The organism is Chloroflexota bacterium (assembly GCA_018648225.1).
Taxonomy (GTDB): Bacteria; Chloroflexota; Anaerolineae; order Anaerolineales; family UBA11858; genus NIOZ-UU35.
Window position 1 is genome coordinate 1 of sequence record JABGRQ010000096.1, and the last position, 17,203, is coordinate 17,203.

The window sequence follows — 17,203 nt, forward strand, 5'->3', positions numbered from 1 at the left end:
GGTTTTCATACCCGGATTCTACTCTATATCCACACTTCCGCTGATGAATACACTTCATGACATTTGTACTCAATATATACCGCAGCAAAATTAACAGTAGAAATTCGGGCTCACAAGTTTCGATTATTAGTATTTTTTGATAAATTACAAAATAATCGTTGACTTTTTTCCTAATTTCAGCTACATTATTAATTATGGAAGCTCTCAGCGATATTGACAAAATCATCCTCGCCGAACTGCAAAGCGACGCCCGCATCAGCAACGCCGAGTTAGCTCGCCGGGCTAACCTTTCTGCACCGGCGACGCTTGCGCGCGTGCGGCGGCTGGAAGAAGCAGGCATTATTCAAGGCTACGCTGCTCTGCTTGACCGGCAGCAAGTTGGCTACGATATGCTCTGTTTTGTCAGCGTTAGCCTGCAACTGCATGAAATTCATCAGGTGACGGGTTTTCACGAAGCGTTGCAGGAAATGCCCGAAGTGCTGGAATGCCACCACGTCACCGGCGATTATGACTACCTGCTCAAAGTCGTCGCCCACAACACCGACGATCTGGAAGATTTTCTCGTCAACCGCCTGACCCCTATCCCTGGCGTGGCGCGCATCCACACCAGCCTGGTGCTACGCGAAACGAAAGCGACGACGATACTACCGTTGAAATAACTGCTGCGCTGTTCACTTGAAATTTGATTTACCACGAAGACACGAAGGTCACGGAGTTTTTTTTTACAATAACACAGAGAATTTTTCCGTGTTCCCTAAAACCCATCTCTGTGAACTCTGTGTCTCCGTGGTTCAGATAAAATCACAAAAACTCATCGGAGGAAAAATGACCGAACACAAATATCGTACAATGGGCCAGCAATTTGGCCGCCGATCCTGGGCTGAACCCTGGAAAATTAAAATGGTCGAACCCATCCACATGATTACACGCGCCGAGCGCGAGAAAGCCGCCGCCGAAGCCGGATACAACACCTTCCTGATGCGCTCCGAAGATGTGTATATTGACCTGCTCACCGACAGCGGCACCAGCGCCATGAGCGACCGTCAATGGGCGGGTATTATGCTCGGTGATGAAGCCTACGCCGGAAGCCGCAACTTCTACCATCTTGAAGAAGCCATTCAGACCTATTACGGCTACAAACACATTGTCCCCACCCACCAGGGGCGCGGCGCCGAACATCTCATCAGTCAGGCCATCATCAAACAGGGCGACTACATCCCCGGCAATATGTATTTCACCACCACACGCCTGCACCAAGAGTTGGCGGGGGGTACCTTTGTGGATGTCATCATTGACGAAGCTCACGATCCACTTGATCCACATCTCTTCAAGGGCAATGTCAGCCTCGAGAAAATGAAAGTCCTCGTAGATAAAGTCGGCGCCGAAAACATCCCCTACGTCAGCCTGGCCGGTACGGTCAACATGGCGGGCGGGCAGCCGGTCAGCATGGCGAATGTTAAAGAATTGCGCGAATTTTGCAATAAGCACGGTATTGCTGTTTATCTCGACGCCACACGCATGTACGAGAACGCTTTCTTTATTCAGGAGCGCGAAGACGGTTATGCCGAAAAAAGCATCGCCGCGATTCTGCTCGAATTTTGCAGCTATACCGATGGGGCCTGGATGAGCGCCAAAAAGGATAATCTGGTCAATATTGGCGGCTGGCTGGCGGTGAATGATCCCGGTGTGGCTGAGAAGGCAAGGAACATGGTCGTAGTCTATGAGGGTTTGCACACCTACGGTGGCATGGCCGGGCGCGATATGGAAGCTCTGGCCATTGGCATCGCTGAAGGCGTGCAAGATGACCACGTAGCCTCGCGCGTGCGTCAGGTACGCTATCTCGGCAAGCTGCTGCTCGACTGGGACATCCCCATCGTCGAGCCGATTGGCGGACATGCCATCTTCCTCGATGCCAAGCGTTTTTACCCGCATATCCCCCAGGATCAATTCCCATCTCAGACTTTAGCCGCCCAACTCTATCTCGATTCCGGCGTGCGCTCGATGGAGCGCGGCGTCGTCAGCGCCGGGCGTGATCCCAAAACGGGCGAACATCGCTATCCCGCCCTCGAACTCACTCGCCTGACCATCCCGCGCCGCGTCTACACACAAGCCCACATGGATGTGGTCGCCGAGAGCATCAAAGCCATCTTTGACGAACGTGAGAGTACCAAAGGTCTCAAGATGGTCTACGAACCCGAATATCTGCGCTTCTTCCAGGCACGTTTCGAGATGATATAACAAAAAAATCCCCCGGAGTTTTTCAAACTCCGGGGGATTTTTTTGTTTGTTACCCCTTCACCACCGCCAACGGAACCAGCCGCGCCACCTTCTTCGCAATCCCCGCCCCAGTGACAGTATCCACAACCGCATCCACATCTTTATAGGCCGCGGGGGCTTCTTCGGCCAGTCCGGCCATCGAACCGGCGCGAATGCGAATGCCTTCTTTCTCCAGTGTATTGCGCAGGTCTTCTCCCCAAATCATTTTTTTAGCCTTGCTGCGGCTCATCGTGCGCCCGGCGCCGTGACAGGTAGAGCCAAACGAGCGCTGCATACTGCCATCAGTGCCCACCAACACCCACGAAGACGTGCCCATGCTGCCGGGAACCAGCACCGGCTGGCCGATCTGTTGATATTCTTCGGGCAAACCTTCATAGCCGGGGCCAAAGGCGCGCGTGGCACCCTTGCGATGCACACACACTTTCATGCGCTGACCTTCAACATCGTGCGTTTCGAGTTTGCCCATATTGTGTGCGATGTCATAGACCTGATACAGATTGGGGTTTTTCACGCGTCCGCCCAGTACTTCGATAAAGGCTTCACGCGCCCAGTGGGCTAACACCTGACGATTGACAAAGGCATAATTCGCCGCACAGCGCATAGCGCCCAAATAGGCTTCACCTTCCGGGGAATTCATCGGCGCACAGACGAGTTCGCGGTCGGGGAGTTGGATGCCATAACGTTTAACCGCACCCTGAAATTCACGCACATAATCCGAGCAAACCTGATGCCCAAAGCCGCGCGATCCACAGTGAATTTGCAGCGCCAGATGCCCTTCGTGCAGGCCCATCGCCAGCGCCGCTTCGTCGTCGTAGATTTCGGCGACCAGATCAACTTCGATGAAGTGATTGCCCGCACCGAGAGTGCCAATCTGCGTTAGGCCGCGTTTTTTAGCACGCGCGCTCACTTTGCGAAAATCTGCCCCCTTTAATTGGCCGCCTTCCTCGGTGCGGCGCACATCTTGCCGCGTGGCGTAGCCTTTGCTCAACGCCCAGCGTGAACCTTCGGTGCAGACGCGTTCCAATTGCTTTTCATTCAATTTCAAATGCCCACCCTTCCCCACACCGCTGGGGCAGTTTTTATCCAGCGCGGTGGCTAAATCATCCATATAGGGGCGCGCGGCTTCGTGTTCAATCTGTGAACCCAGCAGGCGCACGCCGCAGTTGATGTCGTAGCCGATCGCGCCGGGCGAGATGACACCATCGGGGTAGCGCGTGGCCGCCACGCCGCCAATCGGAAAACCGTAGCCCTGATGCATATCGGGCATCACGGTCACATGCCCAACCAGCCCCGGCAGCGTGGCCGCATTAACAGCCTGCTCCAGCGATTTATCGCGCATGGCATCGGTGAGTAGCCGCTCCGAGACAAAAATCCGCACCGGAACGCGCATATCCGCCCGAAAGGAGACCGGAATCTCCCACTCGTAGTCGCTAATCTTTTTCAAATCGCGCATCTGCACCATAATCCACCTCCAAGAAGCGTCAAACGTCAAACACAATATTTACTTCAATGCCTTTTTCTGTTGCGCGGATTTGCAGCCGATGATACGTTACTGCTTTGATTTCTTTGGCCTGACTGAGAATCGGCGCGGCGGCGAGACTAACTTTCAGGTTGATTCCGTCAAAATTAAGTTGATACTGCTCCGGGGCGAGATTTTGCTCTTCAGCAAAAAACAACAACTCGGCTAGAAAGTCCACCAACAGGGATTCGCGATCTGAAAAAGGAAGCTCAAACTCTATCGGGCGACGCAGCCCCTCGGCCAGTTCTGTCTGTGAAAGCGCAAACATGCCGCGGGCAGCCTGTTCCAGCAACGCGGGCAAATCGGGCGCCCAGACGAGCAATTCCCAATCGGCGGTGTGTTCGATTTCACGGTATCCGGCAGTGTGTTCAGGCATAATTTCAGTATACCTTAATTGCTATCGACCTCCGAGATTTCACCAAATTCCTGCTGATTTCGGCGTTTCTGTCAGAAAATCTCGGAGGTCTTTATGGGTGAACAAACGCGGGCGCTCGGTTATAATAATTGGGAGGTTATTTTCCCATGAGTGCAATCGTTAAGACACTAAATCAAATTGAAGCGCGTTTGCAAACCCTGATTGAGGGAAAGATTGCCGGATTATTCCCGGCACAATTCGACAAAGCAAAACTTATTGACGAGTTGATGGCTGCGCTGCAAACCGGAATCATTGAGCAACAAGGTGTTTTAACCGCGCCCGATATCTTTCACATCCGCACGCACCCCCAGCACAGCTTGCAGCAAATTGCACCCGAACCGGTTACACGCGAAATGAGCGACGTTCTCTCCCAGGCAGCCGAACAAGCCGGAGTAGCATTCCGCCACCCCCCAATTGTTGATCTGGTGCAACTCGTCAATTTGGAAACCGAAGGGATTGAAATTATCACGGCTTTCAGGGGTGAAACTGTCGGGGAAACTCACGCCATTCAGGTTGAACCCGAAGAGAGTGTTGAAAACGCCCCGCCCAACGCTTTTTTGATTGTGAATGGCAGTCAGATTTTCACCCTCGACAAATCGGTGATTAATATTGGACGACGCAACGAAAATGATCTGGTCATTGACGATCCGCGGGTTTCACGCAACCACGCCCAACTTCGGGCTACTCGTGGCCGCTACACTATCTTTGATCTGGATTCAACCGGGGGAACTCTGGTAAATGGCAACCCGATTTCGCAAAGCGAACTTTTCCCCAGAGATGTGATCTCGATCGCCGGGGTTCCGCTGGTTTACGCGCAAGACGAAGTTATCGATACAGGTACCACCCAGGAATACCTGCCAAAACCAGCTACGGATGATGAGCACCCCACTCGTGGAGCGATATTATGAGTGGCATTATATTGCTGGGTATCCGCATTCTTGCAGCGCTGGCCTTATACAGCTTTTTGGGTTGGGCATTGTGGCTATTGTGGCGCGGCCTTCAGCAGCATCCTGATAAAGTTGTCACCGCAATGGCGGTATTGCAAATCCAAATTCAGATTGGTGAGCAAGAGCAAAGGCAACAGTTTCATGCCTCGGAAATTACAATCGGGCGCGCCCCGACCTGCGAATGTTTTATCAATTCCAAAACGGTCTCCACACGGCATGCCCGTTTAAGCTTTCATCACGGGCAATGGTGGGCCGAAGACCTCGGCTCGACCAACGGCACATTGCTCAATCGGGAAAAACTTCTGGAACCCACCGTTCTGGTGCTGGGGGATATATTACAATGTGGGGAAGCTATCATTTCTATTCAGACATGGAATAATCGCCCCGAGGAAGAATCGTATGCCTGACCCTGTGCAAACGCCCCCGCCCGAACAAGAAACCACCCCATCTGCGTTTCTGATTGTCGACGGCGGTCAAATTGTTCCGCTTGACCGAGCTGTTATCACGATCGGTCGCAAAAAAGATAATCAAATTATCATCAATAATCCGCACGTTTCGCGTCACCACGCTCAAATCCGCAATGTTCAGCAGCGCTATCTTTTGGTTGATCTCAACTCCAAAGTGGGCTGCTCTGTGAATGGCAAGCGCGTTGAACAAGCTCTACTCAAACCCGGCGATGTCATCTCGATTGGGGGTGTGCCACTCATCTTCGGTCAGGGTGCTGATAGCAAAAAGCGCGCCCAGGAAAATATGCACCCTTCAGCGAATCCTCTTACCGGGCCAACCCTCACCACCGATCTCAAAGCTGCAGACGATTATCTGGCGCTATTTGACGATGCGCAAGAATAATCACCCCTTTTTTCGGCCTCTTTCCTGATTTTCTCATCGAAATCATATCTCGGAGAATCATCGTGGATAAAAAACCTTCGCTCGCTATTTTGGGCGGCTCCGGCTTTTATAATATGCCCGGCTTGGAAGATCAACAAGAATATGACTTCGAAACCCCCTTCGGCAAACCCAGCGCGCCTGTGCGGGTGGGGCTGCTCGAAGGCGTGCCGGTGGCCTTTTTGGCGCGGCACGGTCTGGGGCATACACTCTCGCCCAGCGAGATCAACTACCGCGCCAATATTTACGCCCTCAAATCGCTGGGCGTGGAACGCGTGGTGGGCATCAGCGCCGTCGGTTCGCTGCGCGATGACTATGCCCCTGGCGAAATTGTGATTCCCGATCAGCTTTTCGATTTCACCAAAAACCGACAGCGCAGCTTTTTTGGCGAGGGGTTGATTGCACATGTCGATGTTGCTGATCCTTTCTGCCCGCAACTCTCCCAAATGGCGCGCACCGCCGTTGAGAAAACAGGAGCCACCGTCCACAAGGGCGGCGCCTTCATCACCATCGAAGGGCCGCGTTTCTCCACCCGCGCTGAGTCGAACACATTCCGCGCCTGGGGCATGTCCCTCATCGGCATGACCACCTCCCCCGAGGCTTTTCTCGCCCGCGAAGCCGAGTTATGCTACGCCGTGATGGCCCATGTCACCGATTATGATGTCTGGCATATCAGCGAAGCGCCTGTCAGTGTCGAAATGGTCATTAAAACGCTCAACGAAAATACAAAAACAGCTCAAGATGCTGTGCGCAATCTGGCACACAGCCTGAGCGCACGCCAATGCCAATGCGGGCAGGCGCTTGCCAACGCGCTCATCACTGATCCCAAGCGAATCCCTGCCGAAACGCGGGAAAAGCTGGATTTACTCGTCACCAAATATTTACCCTAACTCGACAGGGAACGACAGACCGCCGTCATCTCAAGGAGTCACCATGAAAGAACTTACCATCCCCATCCCAGATGAAGCTATCCGCGAACTCAAAGTTGGCGAACCAGTAGCCCTCACTGGCATCATGCTCACCGGGCGCGACGCCGTCCACAAATGGATGATCGACACCTTCATCAAGCAAAACCGCGCCCCTGAGGGTGACGACGCTGAAGTATACGCTGCCATCAAGCCTATTCTGGCGGGCGGTGTAATCTATCACTGTGGGCCGGTGGTTTCCGGTCTGGATACCGGCGACTATAAATTCGTCGCCGCAGGGCCAACCACCAGCATCCGCGAAGAACCCTACCAGGGCGACGTGATGCACCACTTCAATATCAAGGGCGTTATCGGCAAGGGCGGCATGGGGGCGAAAACTCTGCAAGCCTGCCAGGAAGTGCCCGGCGTTTACTTTCACGCCGTGGGTGGCGCAGCCTCGCTCATCGCCCAATCGGTGCAAAAAGTACTCGGTGTCTACAAACTCGATTTCGGCGTCCCTGAGGCCATCTGGGTATTGGATGTGAAAAATTTCCCCGTGGTGGTAACGATGGATGCCCGCGGCAAAAGCCTTCATGCGGAAATCGAAGGAAAGTCGCGACAAGTACTCGACGATTTGCTCGCCAAATCCTGACCCGATGAAGGCACATCGCAAACTCCCTTTGGGGTGGGTTGCCATTGTGATGCTGATTCTGCTCTCGTGCAATTTCAGCCGCAACAGGACAAACACCCCCGAGCCAGGCGCTCTCTACACCCAGGCCGCCCAGACCGTTGAAGCCGCCTACACGCAGAGCGCCGCACAAACCCCGGCGACAGAAACGCTCGCGCCTGTGGCGAATGCCACGCCCCAACCCACCGACCAGGCCGATGAACGTTGCAATCAAATTGAATTCATCAGCGACGCCACCATCCCTGACGGCACGCTGATGACCCCGGGGAATGAATTCATTAAAACCTGGCGACTGAAAAACAGCGGCACCTGTGCCTGGACAAGCGGTTATGCCCTAATTTTCGACCACGGCGACCAAATGGATGGCGATGCCATGGTTCAGTTTACCAGCGGGGAAGTGAAACCCGGCGAAGCGGTGGATATTTCAGTGCGTCTCACCGCCCCTGAAAAAGACGGCACCTATCAGGGGCATTGGAAATTGCGTTCCGACAAGAACGAAATCTTCGGTCTCGGCGAGGATGCTGATACCGCTTTCTGGGTGGAGATTCGCGTAACGGCATTGGGCGCAGGCGGCCCCGATGGCAGCGTACTGCACGTCAGCGGGAGCATGGAATTCGGCAGCGTAGTTGCCACTGGCGACCTCGATGAGGGTATTTTCGCCCCCGAAGCGGAAGAAGGCGATATCAGCCTGAACCCCGCGAGCAAACAGCTCGAAACCCGCAATGGCTCATTATTCACCCTGTGGGGCGCCAACGCCCCCACATTCTCCGATTGCGTCAACGCCGCGTTATCAAACAATCCGCTACCCGTCAACGATGCACTGGTCGGAAAATATATCTGCTATCGCACCAATTTAGGCAAACCTGGGATGATCCAGGTGACCCTGTATAACCAAAACACCTTTGCCTTTGATTTCATCACCTGGAAGAAACCCTGATTCCAAAAAAATCCGCCGAGCAACCCGGCGGATTTTTTTTATTAGTCTTTGCGACCAGCAATCTGCTCTAAATGTCGATGATCTGAAATCAGAAACTCCGTTCGATTGATCTGAATCGCCCCTTCGCCTGCAAATTTATATAACTGCCTGCAAACCATCTCGCGCGTGGTGCCAATATGTGCGGCCATTTCGTCCAGAGTCATATTGCGTGCCACGGCTTCACCTTCAGGGCTGTTAAAACGATCCAGCAGTAAACCAGCTAATCGCCCGGTAACAGGTTGAAAGGCCAATTCTTCAACCATATCGCTGGCGTGCTGCATACGCTGCACCATCAGGCGCGCTAACTCCCAGGACATTTGACCATTTTGCAATAAAACTGGCTTCATACGTTCTTGAGACCATAAAGCAATGCGGCTATCTTCTTTAGCAATCAAGGCAACCGGCATCTCCGCATGGTCGAGGAAAAATCCAGTCCCCCAAAATATTTCTCCTGGCCCTAAATCAATCACAATCAGACTGCGCCCTCCTGACGATTCTTTTTCTGCTGATACCCGGCCTGCTTCCACCACGAAGAGATACGGCCACTGACTACCATAATGAGCAATCCACTCACCCGCCAGAAATGTGCGGGGAATCGCGATATCAACCAGGTGTTGCTTCTCTTGTGACACAAGGTGGGAAAATACTGAAGTCTGGGAAAGATGTTCGAATAAATTCATAATTAGTCCATATCGGCCAGGTGCCTAAGCGCATCATGATCGTTGATTGTGATGCGGGTGCGGGTAATTTGTACCACCCCATCGGTTTGAAATTGATATAACAAACGGCAAACCACCTCGGGGGAGGTCGCACATACTGCAGCCATATCTTCCAATGTCATATCCCGTTCCAGCGTGGGATGCTCGGGGTCATCCAAACTCGACATAATAAAATTCGCCAAACGGCCAGCAACAGGTTGAAACGCCAATCCATAAATAATGTCGCGAGCCCGCCGCATAATTCCTGTGAGCATACGGGTGATTCCAAACATGGCTTCGGGGTTGCGGTACAGGACTGGCAAGATTGTATCTCGGCTCCATAAATAGATCACACTGGCTTTCCCCGCCACCAATGACGCCGGCATAGGTGCATCGTCGAAAAATGAATGTGCCCAGAATAATTCGCCCGGGAGTAATGCAAATAATTGATGCTCTTTGCCGCCCGCAGAAAGCATCACCCAGCGAAGTCTGCCTGAATTAACAAACACAACATAAGGCCAAATATCGTCCTGAAAACAAAGATGCTCGCGCGAGCTCAATGGACGCCGGATAGCGCTGGATGCCAACATATCCAGATCAGATAATGGCAATGTGCGAAATATCGTTTTATCCGATAGTTTGTGAGCGAGTTGATTCATAGGATGTCGTCAGTTTGCAGGCATCTTGACAAAAGTCAAGGCAAGGGAGCCACTCCATAAGTATACTCATTATGAAAATATTCACAAGTCGGAATCGCTTTCCGACAACGTTCATCAATTTTTATATTTTGAGGAGATGCCATGTCACAACAAACAAGTACCCAAGTTCGAAAACTGGTTATTGGAATTGTACTGCTTGCTGCAATTCTCATGATCGTGTATGTACCTTTCCAGTCGTTCAAAATGGTGAACCCAATTCTCGGTTACCAACTCGAACGCATTGAACAATTCAAGGTTGAGGAAAATCCATCGTGGCCTTTGCTCACCCTCACCACATGGCTCGTCAGCTTCTTCTATCCTTTCTGGGGCACCATGAGCGTACTGGCGGGCATCGCGCTGCTGGCAATTGCCAAGGCGCTCTATGATGGAAAAGTGTGGGCGCGCGGACTTTCGCTATTCTGTCTGGCGATACCATCGATGGGGGGGGCCTACATGATTGTGCCGTGGATGAATTTCGTCGGCAGCAAAGAAGGCGGCTTCCCGCCCGCTGTGCTGATCATGACCGTCGGGTTGATCCCTTACTTTGCGGTTTTGCTTGCCGAGAAAGGTGATCTCAAACAAAAGGTGGTTGATTTCCTGGTTTTCTTGATGCTGGGTGTCACCGCTGCGGAAAACTTCGCCAATGGGCACGCCGCATTCCGCATTCTTTATGGGCATCCCAAGCGCCCGATATTTGCAGAAGGCATTGCGATCACTTATTTTGGTTGGCTGGGGTTGTGGGTGGCCTTTGGCCTGCTCGTTACCGCCATTTATAAGCTGGGCACTCGCAAACTTTCGGGCTGGTACCTGACTCTGATTGCCGGAGCCATCACAATTGTCGTCAGTGGAGCCACGCACTATGTGCGCCACGCCACGCTCGACTACCTGTATGGCGCGGCCATGGGCCTGAGCCTGGTCGTGATGATGTTGATCCCGTTCTTTAAAGAACGATTGCTCGCCGAGCCTTTAAAATAATATCAAAGCTCCAGAATTACAAAAAAGTCCGAAACTGCACAGTTTCGGACTTTTTTTATTCATCATGTCCGGCGATCTGCTCCAGATCGCCCCGATTGGTAAAATCGATCACCACAATCATCCCTGGCGCTCAAAGCGGCATAGCAGAACTGCTATGCCGCTTTGGCGTTAATAAAAGGTCGTTGTTTGCTAAAAGGCAAATCTTTACAAAGTTAGTCGTGTTATGATTATCGGAAATTCAACAGTTCGAACAAAATAGATATCCCTTGAAGGAAAACCAACTATGAAAAATAATCACAAACTCGGCGCATTTCTAGCCATTTTAGGCATCTTGGCAGGGCTTCTGACACTTTATTTCCTGGCCGACACCTACAACACCGTCATCCATACCCATTTTGGCGCCGGAGAGTGGGAAGAAAGCAATACTGTACGACTTGTTTATTCAGTCTTGGGTTGGTTTGGTACGGCAGCTGGCGCACTATGCGCAGCCGTCCTGTGGGGCTTCCTCAAGAAGCAAGATTGGGCCTGGTTCTGGGGAACTGTAGCCGCTACGATTCTCCTGCTGGCTGGCTTCTTCCCTATGATCCCCGCAGCCGATAGCGGGCTGCCAACTCCTACGCTGTGGGTTTTCCTGCTGGCCGCCGTCGTCTGGTTTGGAATGCTCATCATCGGCGGCATCGAAAAAAAGCTCATCGGCCTGACATTTAGCGCCGGGCTGGCCTATGTATTGACTTTCATTGACGGAGTCGCTCCGATCTCCAAATTCCAAAGTACATATATGGCCCCGGATGCTTTCGTCCAAACCGCAAATACCTTCTGGAATGGCGTATATATTATGTCGCAACAGGTTAATTGGTGGGGCGCGGCGGCCTGGGCCATTTTCATTTTCGCGGCTCTCAAGCGGAAATCCTGGGCGATTCCGGTGGGGATTTTTGCAGCAACCATGTCGATGATTGGCGGCTACCCAATGGGCATTCACAATGTTGCAGAAGTGCAGCGCTTCTCGATGTTCTTGCCCGCCCCCATCATCAGCACAATCTTGCTGGTGGTTCTCTTGCTGCCCGGTACGCAAAAACTGATCGAAAATAAGTAAGCAACTCACTTCACAGTATCCAACAGCAACTTGCTCAAAGTCAAAGACATGCTAGAGTAAATTTGAGATAATCACTTTGCACGGAGCATGATTGCTCAACATTCTCCTTATTAAATCTGGGAGTAGGAATCTCTACTCCCAGATTTGCGTTAAAGCAAAGACTTTCTCTGTCATCTTTGTGATACTAATCACAACCACCAAACTTATCTTTCGAGGAGAATATTCCATGCAAGCAACATCTCAAAAGAATCGTACGATTATGTCCATTATCGCCATCGTGATTGGTCTGGTGATGGCATATGTCATCCCTTTTATGGTGCAAACATCGCTTGAACGCGTATTGTTTCACCTGAATGCCCATATCGAAAAGGGTTTCCCTGCTTTCTCTAGCGGGCTGCCCCTCTTTGACTTTTTCTACTCGGTTTGGCAGGCAGTGATCTTCGCTGCTGGCGCAGCCTTAATTATCATCTCGCTAGAAATCAAAAAAGGCACTGAGTGGAGTTATCCGCTTGCTCTGAGTCTCTTTGCGCTACCCTCCATCGGCGGATTTTTTATGTTCCTGCCCTATATTAGCTGGGTTCCCGGTTTCCCAATGCCCATGATCATTGCCTTTGTCGGCCTGACCGGTTATTGGGCTTTCATTTTCTTGCGCAAGGGAGAGCGAGTCGCCAAGTGGGTACAAGCCGGTGCGCTTACATTCATTGGTATGTTGGCCACCCATGCCTTCACCATCGGAATCGGCGCGCAACGCACCATGGCAACCCGCCCCGGCTATCCTTTTTACCCCGAAGATTGGACCTGGTGGCTCTTCCGCTGGGCTGGCGAAGTCAACTGGGTGGCGGTCATCTTCCTGTTCATGTCGATTCCCCTCCTGGCAATGGGCAAACGCAAAGGCTGGTGGATGGCAGTCATTCCTTCCATTACTATCCTCATGATTAACGTCCCCACGCAATTCTTCCGCACCAAAACACTGGATTATCTCTATGGTTCGCTGCTGGCGCTGGGCGTGCTGTTCTTCACGATGATTCCCTACTTCAAAAAGCACCTGATTACGGAAGATAGCGCCGAAGCGTGATTATCTACAAGCAAAAGAAGCCAATCATGGAAGTTCTAAAAACCTTTGACCTGGAAGAAATTCCCAACCCGCACAAGATCAGCGTGCGTGCGCTGCACATCAGCGATCAGGCACAATTTGAACATCTGCTGCTTCAAGCCGGTGAAGAATTGAAATTGCATGTGACCTATAGCACAGTGTACCTGTATGCATTGGAAGGCAAGGGCATTGTTGAAGCCGGAGACGAACAAGTGGCGATTGAAGCCGATATGTTTGTTGTGATCCACCCAGAAGTCCCTCACCGGCTGATAAACGATAGCGAGTCTGTCTTCCGCGTGCTAAATGCCAAGGCGCCACGCCCGAAAAAACCAACACACCTTGTAAGCTGAATTTACTAAACCTCGGACAGGTGTTTAAAGCCTGTCCGAGGTAAAAGGACGACATATGAACGCACTAAAGAACAATTACAAACTGGGGATTGTGCTTGCGATCATCGGTATGCTGACCGGCTTGCTGATTTTATTTTTGATGGCAAGTATCTTTAATATAAACGTGGATGGCAAGATTGCCGATGGCCGCCCGGATGAAGCGATCACTGTGCAAATTGCCTTTTCTACGTTAAGTTGGCTGGGGGTTTCAGCCGGGGCGCTTTGGGTAGCTGTTCTGTATGGTTTCATCAACAAAACCGATTGGGCCTGGTTCTGGGGCACTGTGGCAGCAACCGTACAACTTCTGGTGGGATTTTTCCCCATGATTCCCCCCTCGAGCATCGGGCTGCCCGCTCCCACAATCTGGGTTTTTCTGATTGCCTTCATCCTGTGGTTCGGGATGCTCTTCGTAGGCGGTGTGCCTTTTAAAATTATGGCCTTTGCTTTCGTCAGCGGATTGGCGTACGTGCTGACCTACATTGACGGGGTTGGGGCGATTTCGCGCTTTCAAACCGAGGCTAAAGGCTTCACCAACGCCATGTACGGCATGTCGCAGATGGTCAATTGGTGGGGGGCGGCGGTTTGGGCGGTGTTTATCTTTACGCTCATCAAAGGCAAGGCGTGGGCGCTGCCCGTGGGCGTTTTCGCCGCAGCTATGTCGATGTTTGGTGGCTACCCGGTTGGTATCACCGATGTGATGATTAAAGGGCGTTTCTCTATGTTTCTGGTCGCTCCGGTGGTCAGCACAGGTTTGCTCGTTTATATGCTACTGCCGGGCACAAAGAAAATGCTGGCTGAATTCCAGCAATCTTAAAAAACCTTTTTATCAGGAAACCGGGAATACAGGAAGAAAATTTCCTGTATTCCCGGTTTCGTCGTGACTGTTTAATCTTCTATGAAAATTAACCCTGAACATTTCCCCTTTATCATCATTGCCGCGCTGGTGGTGTTTGCCATTTTGGGTATTGCACTGGGATTCACGCCCGCTCACTAAACCATGACCACTTCTGAAACGACAAAAACAAAGCAGAACGACCTTTCCAAAGTGCGCCGTTGGATGCAGGCGATTTTTGTGGCAATTACCTTTTTGCTCGGCCTGCGCCATATTTTGCCGGGCGAAGGCTCACGCGGCGGCGCTTTTGATGCGTTTTGTCCCTTTGGGGGGATCGAAACGTTGTGGGGGTATATCGCCACAGGCCACACACTCAAAACCACCAGCCTGATGAATTTCACGTTCCTGATTGCTGTGCTCGGCCTGTCGTTGGTGGCTGGGCGCGCATTTTGCGGCTGGGTTTGCCCGCTGGGCACGCTGCAAGATATGTTCGCGGGATGGGCGCGCCGTTTGAGCGGTGAGACAAATCGCCGCCGTGGCAAGCAGAGCCAGGCGCGTTTCCCTTTGCAGGTGCCACCTAAGCTCGATCAATGGCTGCGCTACTTGAAGTATCTGATTTTGGCGGCGATCTTGATTGCCAGCACGATGGCGGTCTATCCACCTTTGCATAGTATTTGCCCCGCGCTGGCGATTTTCAGTTTTAAGTGGAGTACGCCTTTATTGGGGGCAGTGCTTGCGGTTTTCATCCTGACCTCGATGCTGGTGAAGCGCTTCTCGTGCAAATATCTCTGCCCCTTGGGGGCCGCGCTGGCGATCTTCAATAAAATATCCCCCATCCACATAGCGACCAACTCCGGGGGTTGCAACAACTGCGGGCGCTGCGAAGCTGAATGTCCCGTCGATATTCCCGCCATCCCCGAAAATTTACGCTCTGCGGAGTGCATCCGCTGCCTGGAATGTATCGAAACCTGTGCGCGGCCCGATGCAATTGAATTGCATCTCGGATGATGACAAAATGACCGCCTATTCAACCTCGCATACCCACAATAGGGCAAACACTCACGATAAAAAACTCATTCACATTTTGTCGCAAGTGCCCTATTTTTCGGGCCTGGATTACGCAGCGATGCGCTGCGTGATTACAGCGAGTTTTCGGCAAGTTTTTCGTACCGGGCAAATTGTTTTTATGGAAGGGGAGCCATGTATAGGTTTATATGTGGTTGAAAAAGGGTGGCTACGGGCCGTAAAAACATCGGGCAGCGGCCGCGAGCAAGTGATTCGTTTTGTTGGCCCAGGCGATGCTTTTAACGAAGTGGGCGTGCTGACGGGCGGGGTTAATGTAGTCATGGTAGAAGCGCTAGAAAATGCTTCGGTGGTTATCGTTCAGCGAGAGATTCTGCTCAATCTGGTAGACCGCTGCCCGACATTGGCAAAATCGATTATTGAAAACCTGGCAAGCCGCGTTTTATATGCCATGAATTTAGTGACCGAGTTATCGCTGCACCCAGTAGAGAGCCGCCTGGCGCGTTTTTTGCTCGAACAAGCTGCCGGGAAAGATATAATTAGCCGCAAGAGTTGGGCTACCCAAGCCGCGATAGCCGCAAGAATCGGCACTGTGCCGGTTGTGATCAATCGCGCTTTCCGCGGGCTGGTAGAAAGCAATCTTATCGAACTGGAAAAAAATCAAATCCACATTTTGGATCGTGCAGAATTAGAACGCCGGGCTTCTTCCAGCGAGTAAACACTCAACCCGGAAAACAAATTTTAATCAGGATATGCGGAGTGCCAAATACTCCGCATATCCTGATTTTTTCATTGCAACACTCGGGTCGGACAAAGAAACCAAATTGAACACCGCCAACTCGCGTGCCCAGAAGTATTGGATTGTGAAAAAATAAACTTAAGTCAATGACAGTTCTGGTAATCACAGATAACCTAAGGGGAGAAGTTCAAATTTATTCACCGAGGAGAAAGAAAATGAAAAAAATACTTTTTGTGCTTGCAGTTATATTCACCGCAGTTCTGGCCGTAACGACTTTCACCCCAACCATCGCCGCCGATGCAGAACCGGAGCCTATTTGGACGCAAGATTATATTACACAAGTGCCGCCCATTATGATGAGAGACCCATATTTGGAAATGTTTGGTCAGGCCGATGGCGCGATCCCCTACACCTATGAAGAAGCGGTGAAACTCTCGGGACACTCGTGCGGCGCAATCACCGGCGCATGGACGATAACCCGCAAAGCGCTGGAAGCTCTGTATCCGGATGGAGAAATTCCCGTGCGCGGCCAGATTTTAGTAGAAGCTCCCGGGGCAGAAGATGAATGGTATATCGGCGTTTTTGGTGAAGCCATCACCTACATCACTGGTGCATCACCAAAAACCGGCTTTATTGGGGCCGAGTTTGGCAAAGTTAACGATGTCTTTGTGCGCCAAAACAAAATGATTTACACTGCCGAACCCGTTGGCACCGCGCCGCCCATGCTGGAATGGATTTTCGAACGTGCCGACACCGGCCAGCGCGTCAGCGTCAACTTCAACCTGATGATGGTGCAACCACCAGCCAGCGAGGAGCGCGTCGAAATGGGCAAGAAAATGGCCCTCGGACAAGCAACGGAAGAAGAAGCGGCAGATTATGTCCAATACTGGAATGATCGGGCTATCTTCGTGCTCGAAAATGCCGACACGCTGGAAGGCTTCTTCACAGTAAAAGTGCTTGAGTAAGCCTCGAAAACCACATAGTATCCCATATCGTTGTTACGAGCTTCTTGCTGCACTGTGAATCACAAAATCACACCTTCAAGAAGCTC

General features: G+C 51.8%; 20 protein-coding genes. 16 read left to right on the forward strand and 4 right to left on the reverse strand.

What is annotated here, in order from left to right; translation table 11 throughout:
* Positions 1-194 precede the first annotated feature (194 nt).
* Together HN413_08565 and HN413_08570 are read left to right on the forward strand one after the other, a co-directional pair.
* Complete coding sequence (locus HN413_08565; protein MBT3390449.1) at positions 195-659, forward strand: Lrp/AsnC family transcriptional regulator; 465 nt, start codon at positions 195-197, stop codon at positions 657-659.
* A 166-nt stretch (positions 660-825) separates the two neighbouring features.
* Positions 826-2,238: a tyrosine phenol-lyase gene (locus HN413_08570; protein ID MBT3390450.1), complete on the forward strand. Its 1,413-nt coding sequence runs from the start codon at positions 826-828 to the stop codon at positions 2,236-2,238.
* Positions 2,239-2,287: 49 nt separating this feature from the next.
* Here the strand turns inward: HN413_08570 and HN413_08575 are convergent, their stop codons facing one another.
* A complete protein-coding gene (locus HN413_08575; protein ID MBT3390451.1) occupies positions 2,288-3,739 on the reverse strand; it encodes an RtcB family protein in 1,452 nt (483 codons plus the stop codon).
* 19 nt (positions 3,740-3,758) lie between these two features.
* Positions 3,759-4,172, reverse strand: coding sequence for an archease (locus HN413_08580; protein ID MBT3390452.1), 414 nt, complete (start codon positions 4,170-4,172; stop codon positions 3,759-3,761).
* A 146-nt stretch (positions 4,173-4,318) separates the two neighbouring features.
* Here HN413_08580 and HN413_08585 point away from each other — a divergent pair, with 146 nt between their 5' ends.
* Genes HN413_08585 through HN413_08610 form a run of 6 tightly spaced genes read left to right on the forward strand, consistent with a single transcriptional unit; the run spans position 4,319 to position 8,573 of the window.
* Positions 4,319-5,119 (forward strand): DUF3662 domain-containing protein, encoded by an 801-nt coding sequence (locus HN413_08585; GenBank protein MBT3390453.1) that lies wholly within the window; start codon positions 4,319-4,321, stop codon positions 5,117-5,119.
* Complete coding sequence (locus HN413_08590; GenBank protein MBT3390454.1) at positions 5,116-5,565, forward strand: FHA domain-containing protein; 450 nt, start codon at positions 5,116-5,118, stop codon at positions 5,563-5,565. The genes HN413_08585 and HN413_08590 overlap by 4 nt, the downstream gene beginning before the upstream one ends.
* Entirely contained in the window at positions 5,558-6,007 is a 450-nt protein-coding gene (locus HN413_08595) for an FHA domain-containing protein (GenBank protein ID MBT3390455.1), read from the forward strand. Before HN413_08590 ends, HN413_08595 begins: the two co-directional genes overlap by 8 nt.
* A gap of 59 nt (positions 6,008-6,066) precedes the next feature.
* A complete protein-coding gene (mtnP, locus tag HN413_08600; GenBank protein MBT3390456.1) occupies positions 6,067-6,933 on the forward strand; it encodes an S-methyl-5'-thioadenosine phosphorylase in 867 nt (288 codons plus the stop codon).
* A gap of 43 nt (positions 6,934-6,976) precedes the next feature.
* The gene (locus HN413_08605; GenBank protein MBT3390457.1) at positions 6,977-7,600 is read left to right on the forward strand and encodes a fumarate hydrolyase; all 624 of its coding nucleotides are present in this window, start codon (positions 6,977-6,979) and stop codon (positions 7,598-7,600) included.
* A gap of 4 nt (positions 7,601-7,604) precedes the next feature.
* The gene (locus HN413_08610) at positions 7,605-8,573 is read left to right on the forward strand and encodes a hypothetical protein (GenBank protein MBT3390458.1); all 969 of its coding nucleotides are present in this window, start codon (positions 7,605-7,607) and stop codon (positions 8,571-8,573) included.
* A 41-nt stretch (positions 8,574-8,614) separates the two neighbouring features.
* Here the strand turns inward: HN413_08610 and HN413_08615 are convergent, their stop codons facing one another.
* Positions 8,615-9,292: a Crp/Fnr family transcriptional regulator gene (locus tag HN413_08615; protein ID MBT3390459.1), complete on the reverse strand. Its 678-nt coding sequence runs from the start codon at positions 9,290-9,292 to the stop codon at positions 8,615-8,617.
* 2 nt (positions 9,293-9,294) lie between these two features.
* Positions 9,295-9,969 (reverse strand): Crp/Fnr family transcriptional regulator, encoded by a 675-nt coding sequence (locus HN413_08620; protein MBT3390460.1) that lies wholly within the window; start codon positions 9,967-9,969, stop codon positions 9,295-9,297.
* A 141-nt stretch (positions 9,970-10,110) separates the two neighbouring features.
* Here HN413_08620 and HN413_08625 point away from each other — a divergent pair, with 141 nt between their 5' ends.
* From HN413_08625 to HN413_08660, 8 genes are all read left to right on the forward strand, one after another.
* Positions 10,111-10,983: a hypothetical protein gene (locus tag HN413_08625; GenBank protein ID MBT3390461.1), complete on the forward strand. Its 873-nt coding sequence runs from the start codon at positions 10,111-10,113 to the stop codon at positions 10,981-10,983.
* A gap of 283 nt (positions 10,984-11,266) precedes the next feature.
* Complete coding sequence (locus tag HN413_08630; GenBank protein MBT3390462.1) at positions 11,267-12,076, forward strand: hypothetical protein; 810 nt, start codon at positions 11,267-11,269, stop codon at positions 12,074-12,076.
* Positions 12,077-12,302: 226 nt separating this feature from the next.
* Entirely contained in the window at positions 12,303-13,151 is an 849-nt protein-coding gene (locus tag HN413_08635) for a hypothetical protein (GenBank protein MBT3390463.1), read from the forward strand.
* Between the two features lie 26 nt (positions 13,152-13,177).
* Complete coding sequence (locus HN413_08640) at positions 13,178-13,519, forward strand: cupin domain-containing protein (protein MBT3390464.1); 342 nt, start codon at positions 13,178-13,180, stop codon at positions 13,517-13,519.
* Positions 13,520-13,574: 55 nt separating this feature from the next.
* Positions 13,575-14,372, forward strand: coding sequence for a hypothetical protein (locus tag HN413_08645; protein ID MBT3390465.1), 798 nt, complete (start codon positions 13,575-13,577; stop codon positions 14,370-14,372).
* A gap of 183 nt (positions 14,373-14,555) precedes the next feature.
* Entirely contained in the window at positions 14,556-15,398 is an 843-nt protein-coding gene (locus HN413_08650) for a 4Fe-4S binding protein (protein MBT3390466.1), read from the forward strand.
* Positions 15,399-15,405: 7 nt separating this feature from the next.
* Positions 15,406-16,131 (forward strand): Crp/Fnr family transcriptional regulator, encoded by a 726-nt coding sequence (locus tag HN413_08655; GenBank protein ID MBT3390467.1) that lies wholly within the window; start codon positions 15,406-15,408, stop codon positions 16,129-16,131.
* Between the two features lie 236 nt (positions 16,132-16,367).
* Positions 16,368-17,117: a hypothetical protein gene (locus tag HN413_08660; GenBank protein MBT3390468.1), complete on the forward strand. Its 750-nt coding sequence runs from the start codon at positions 16,368-16,370 to the stop codon at positions 17,115-17,117.
* Positions 17,118-17,203: the final 86 nt, after the last annotated feature.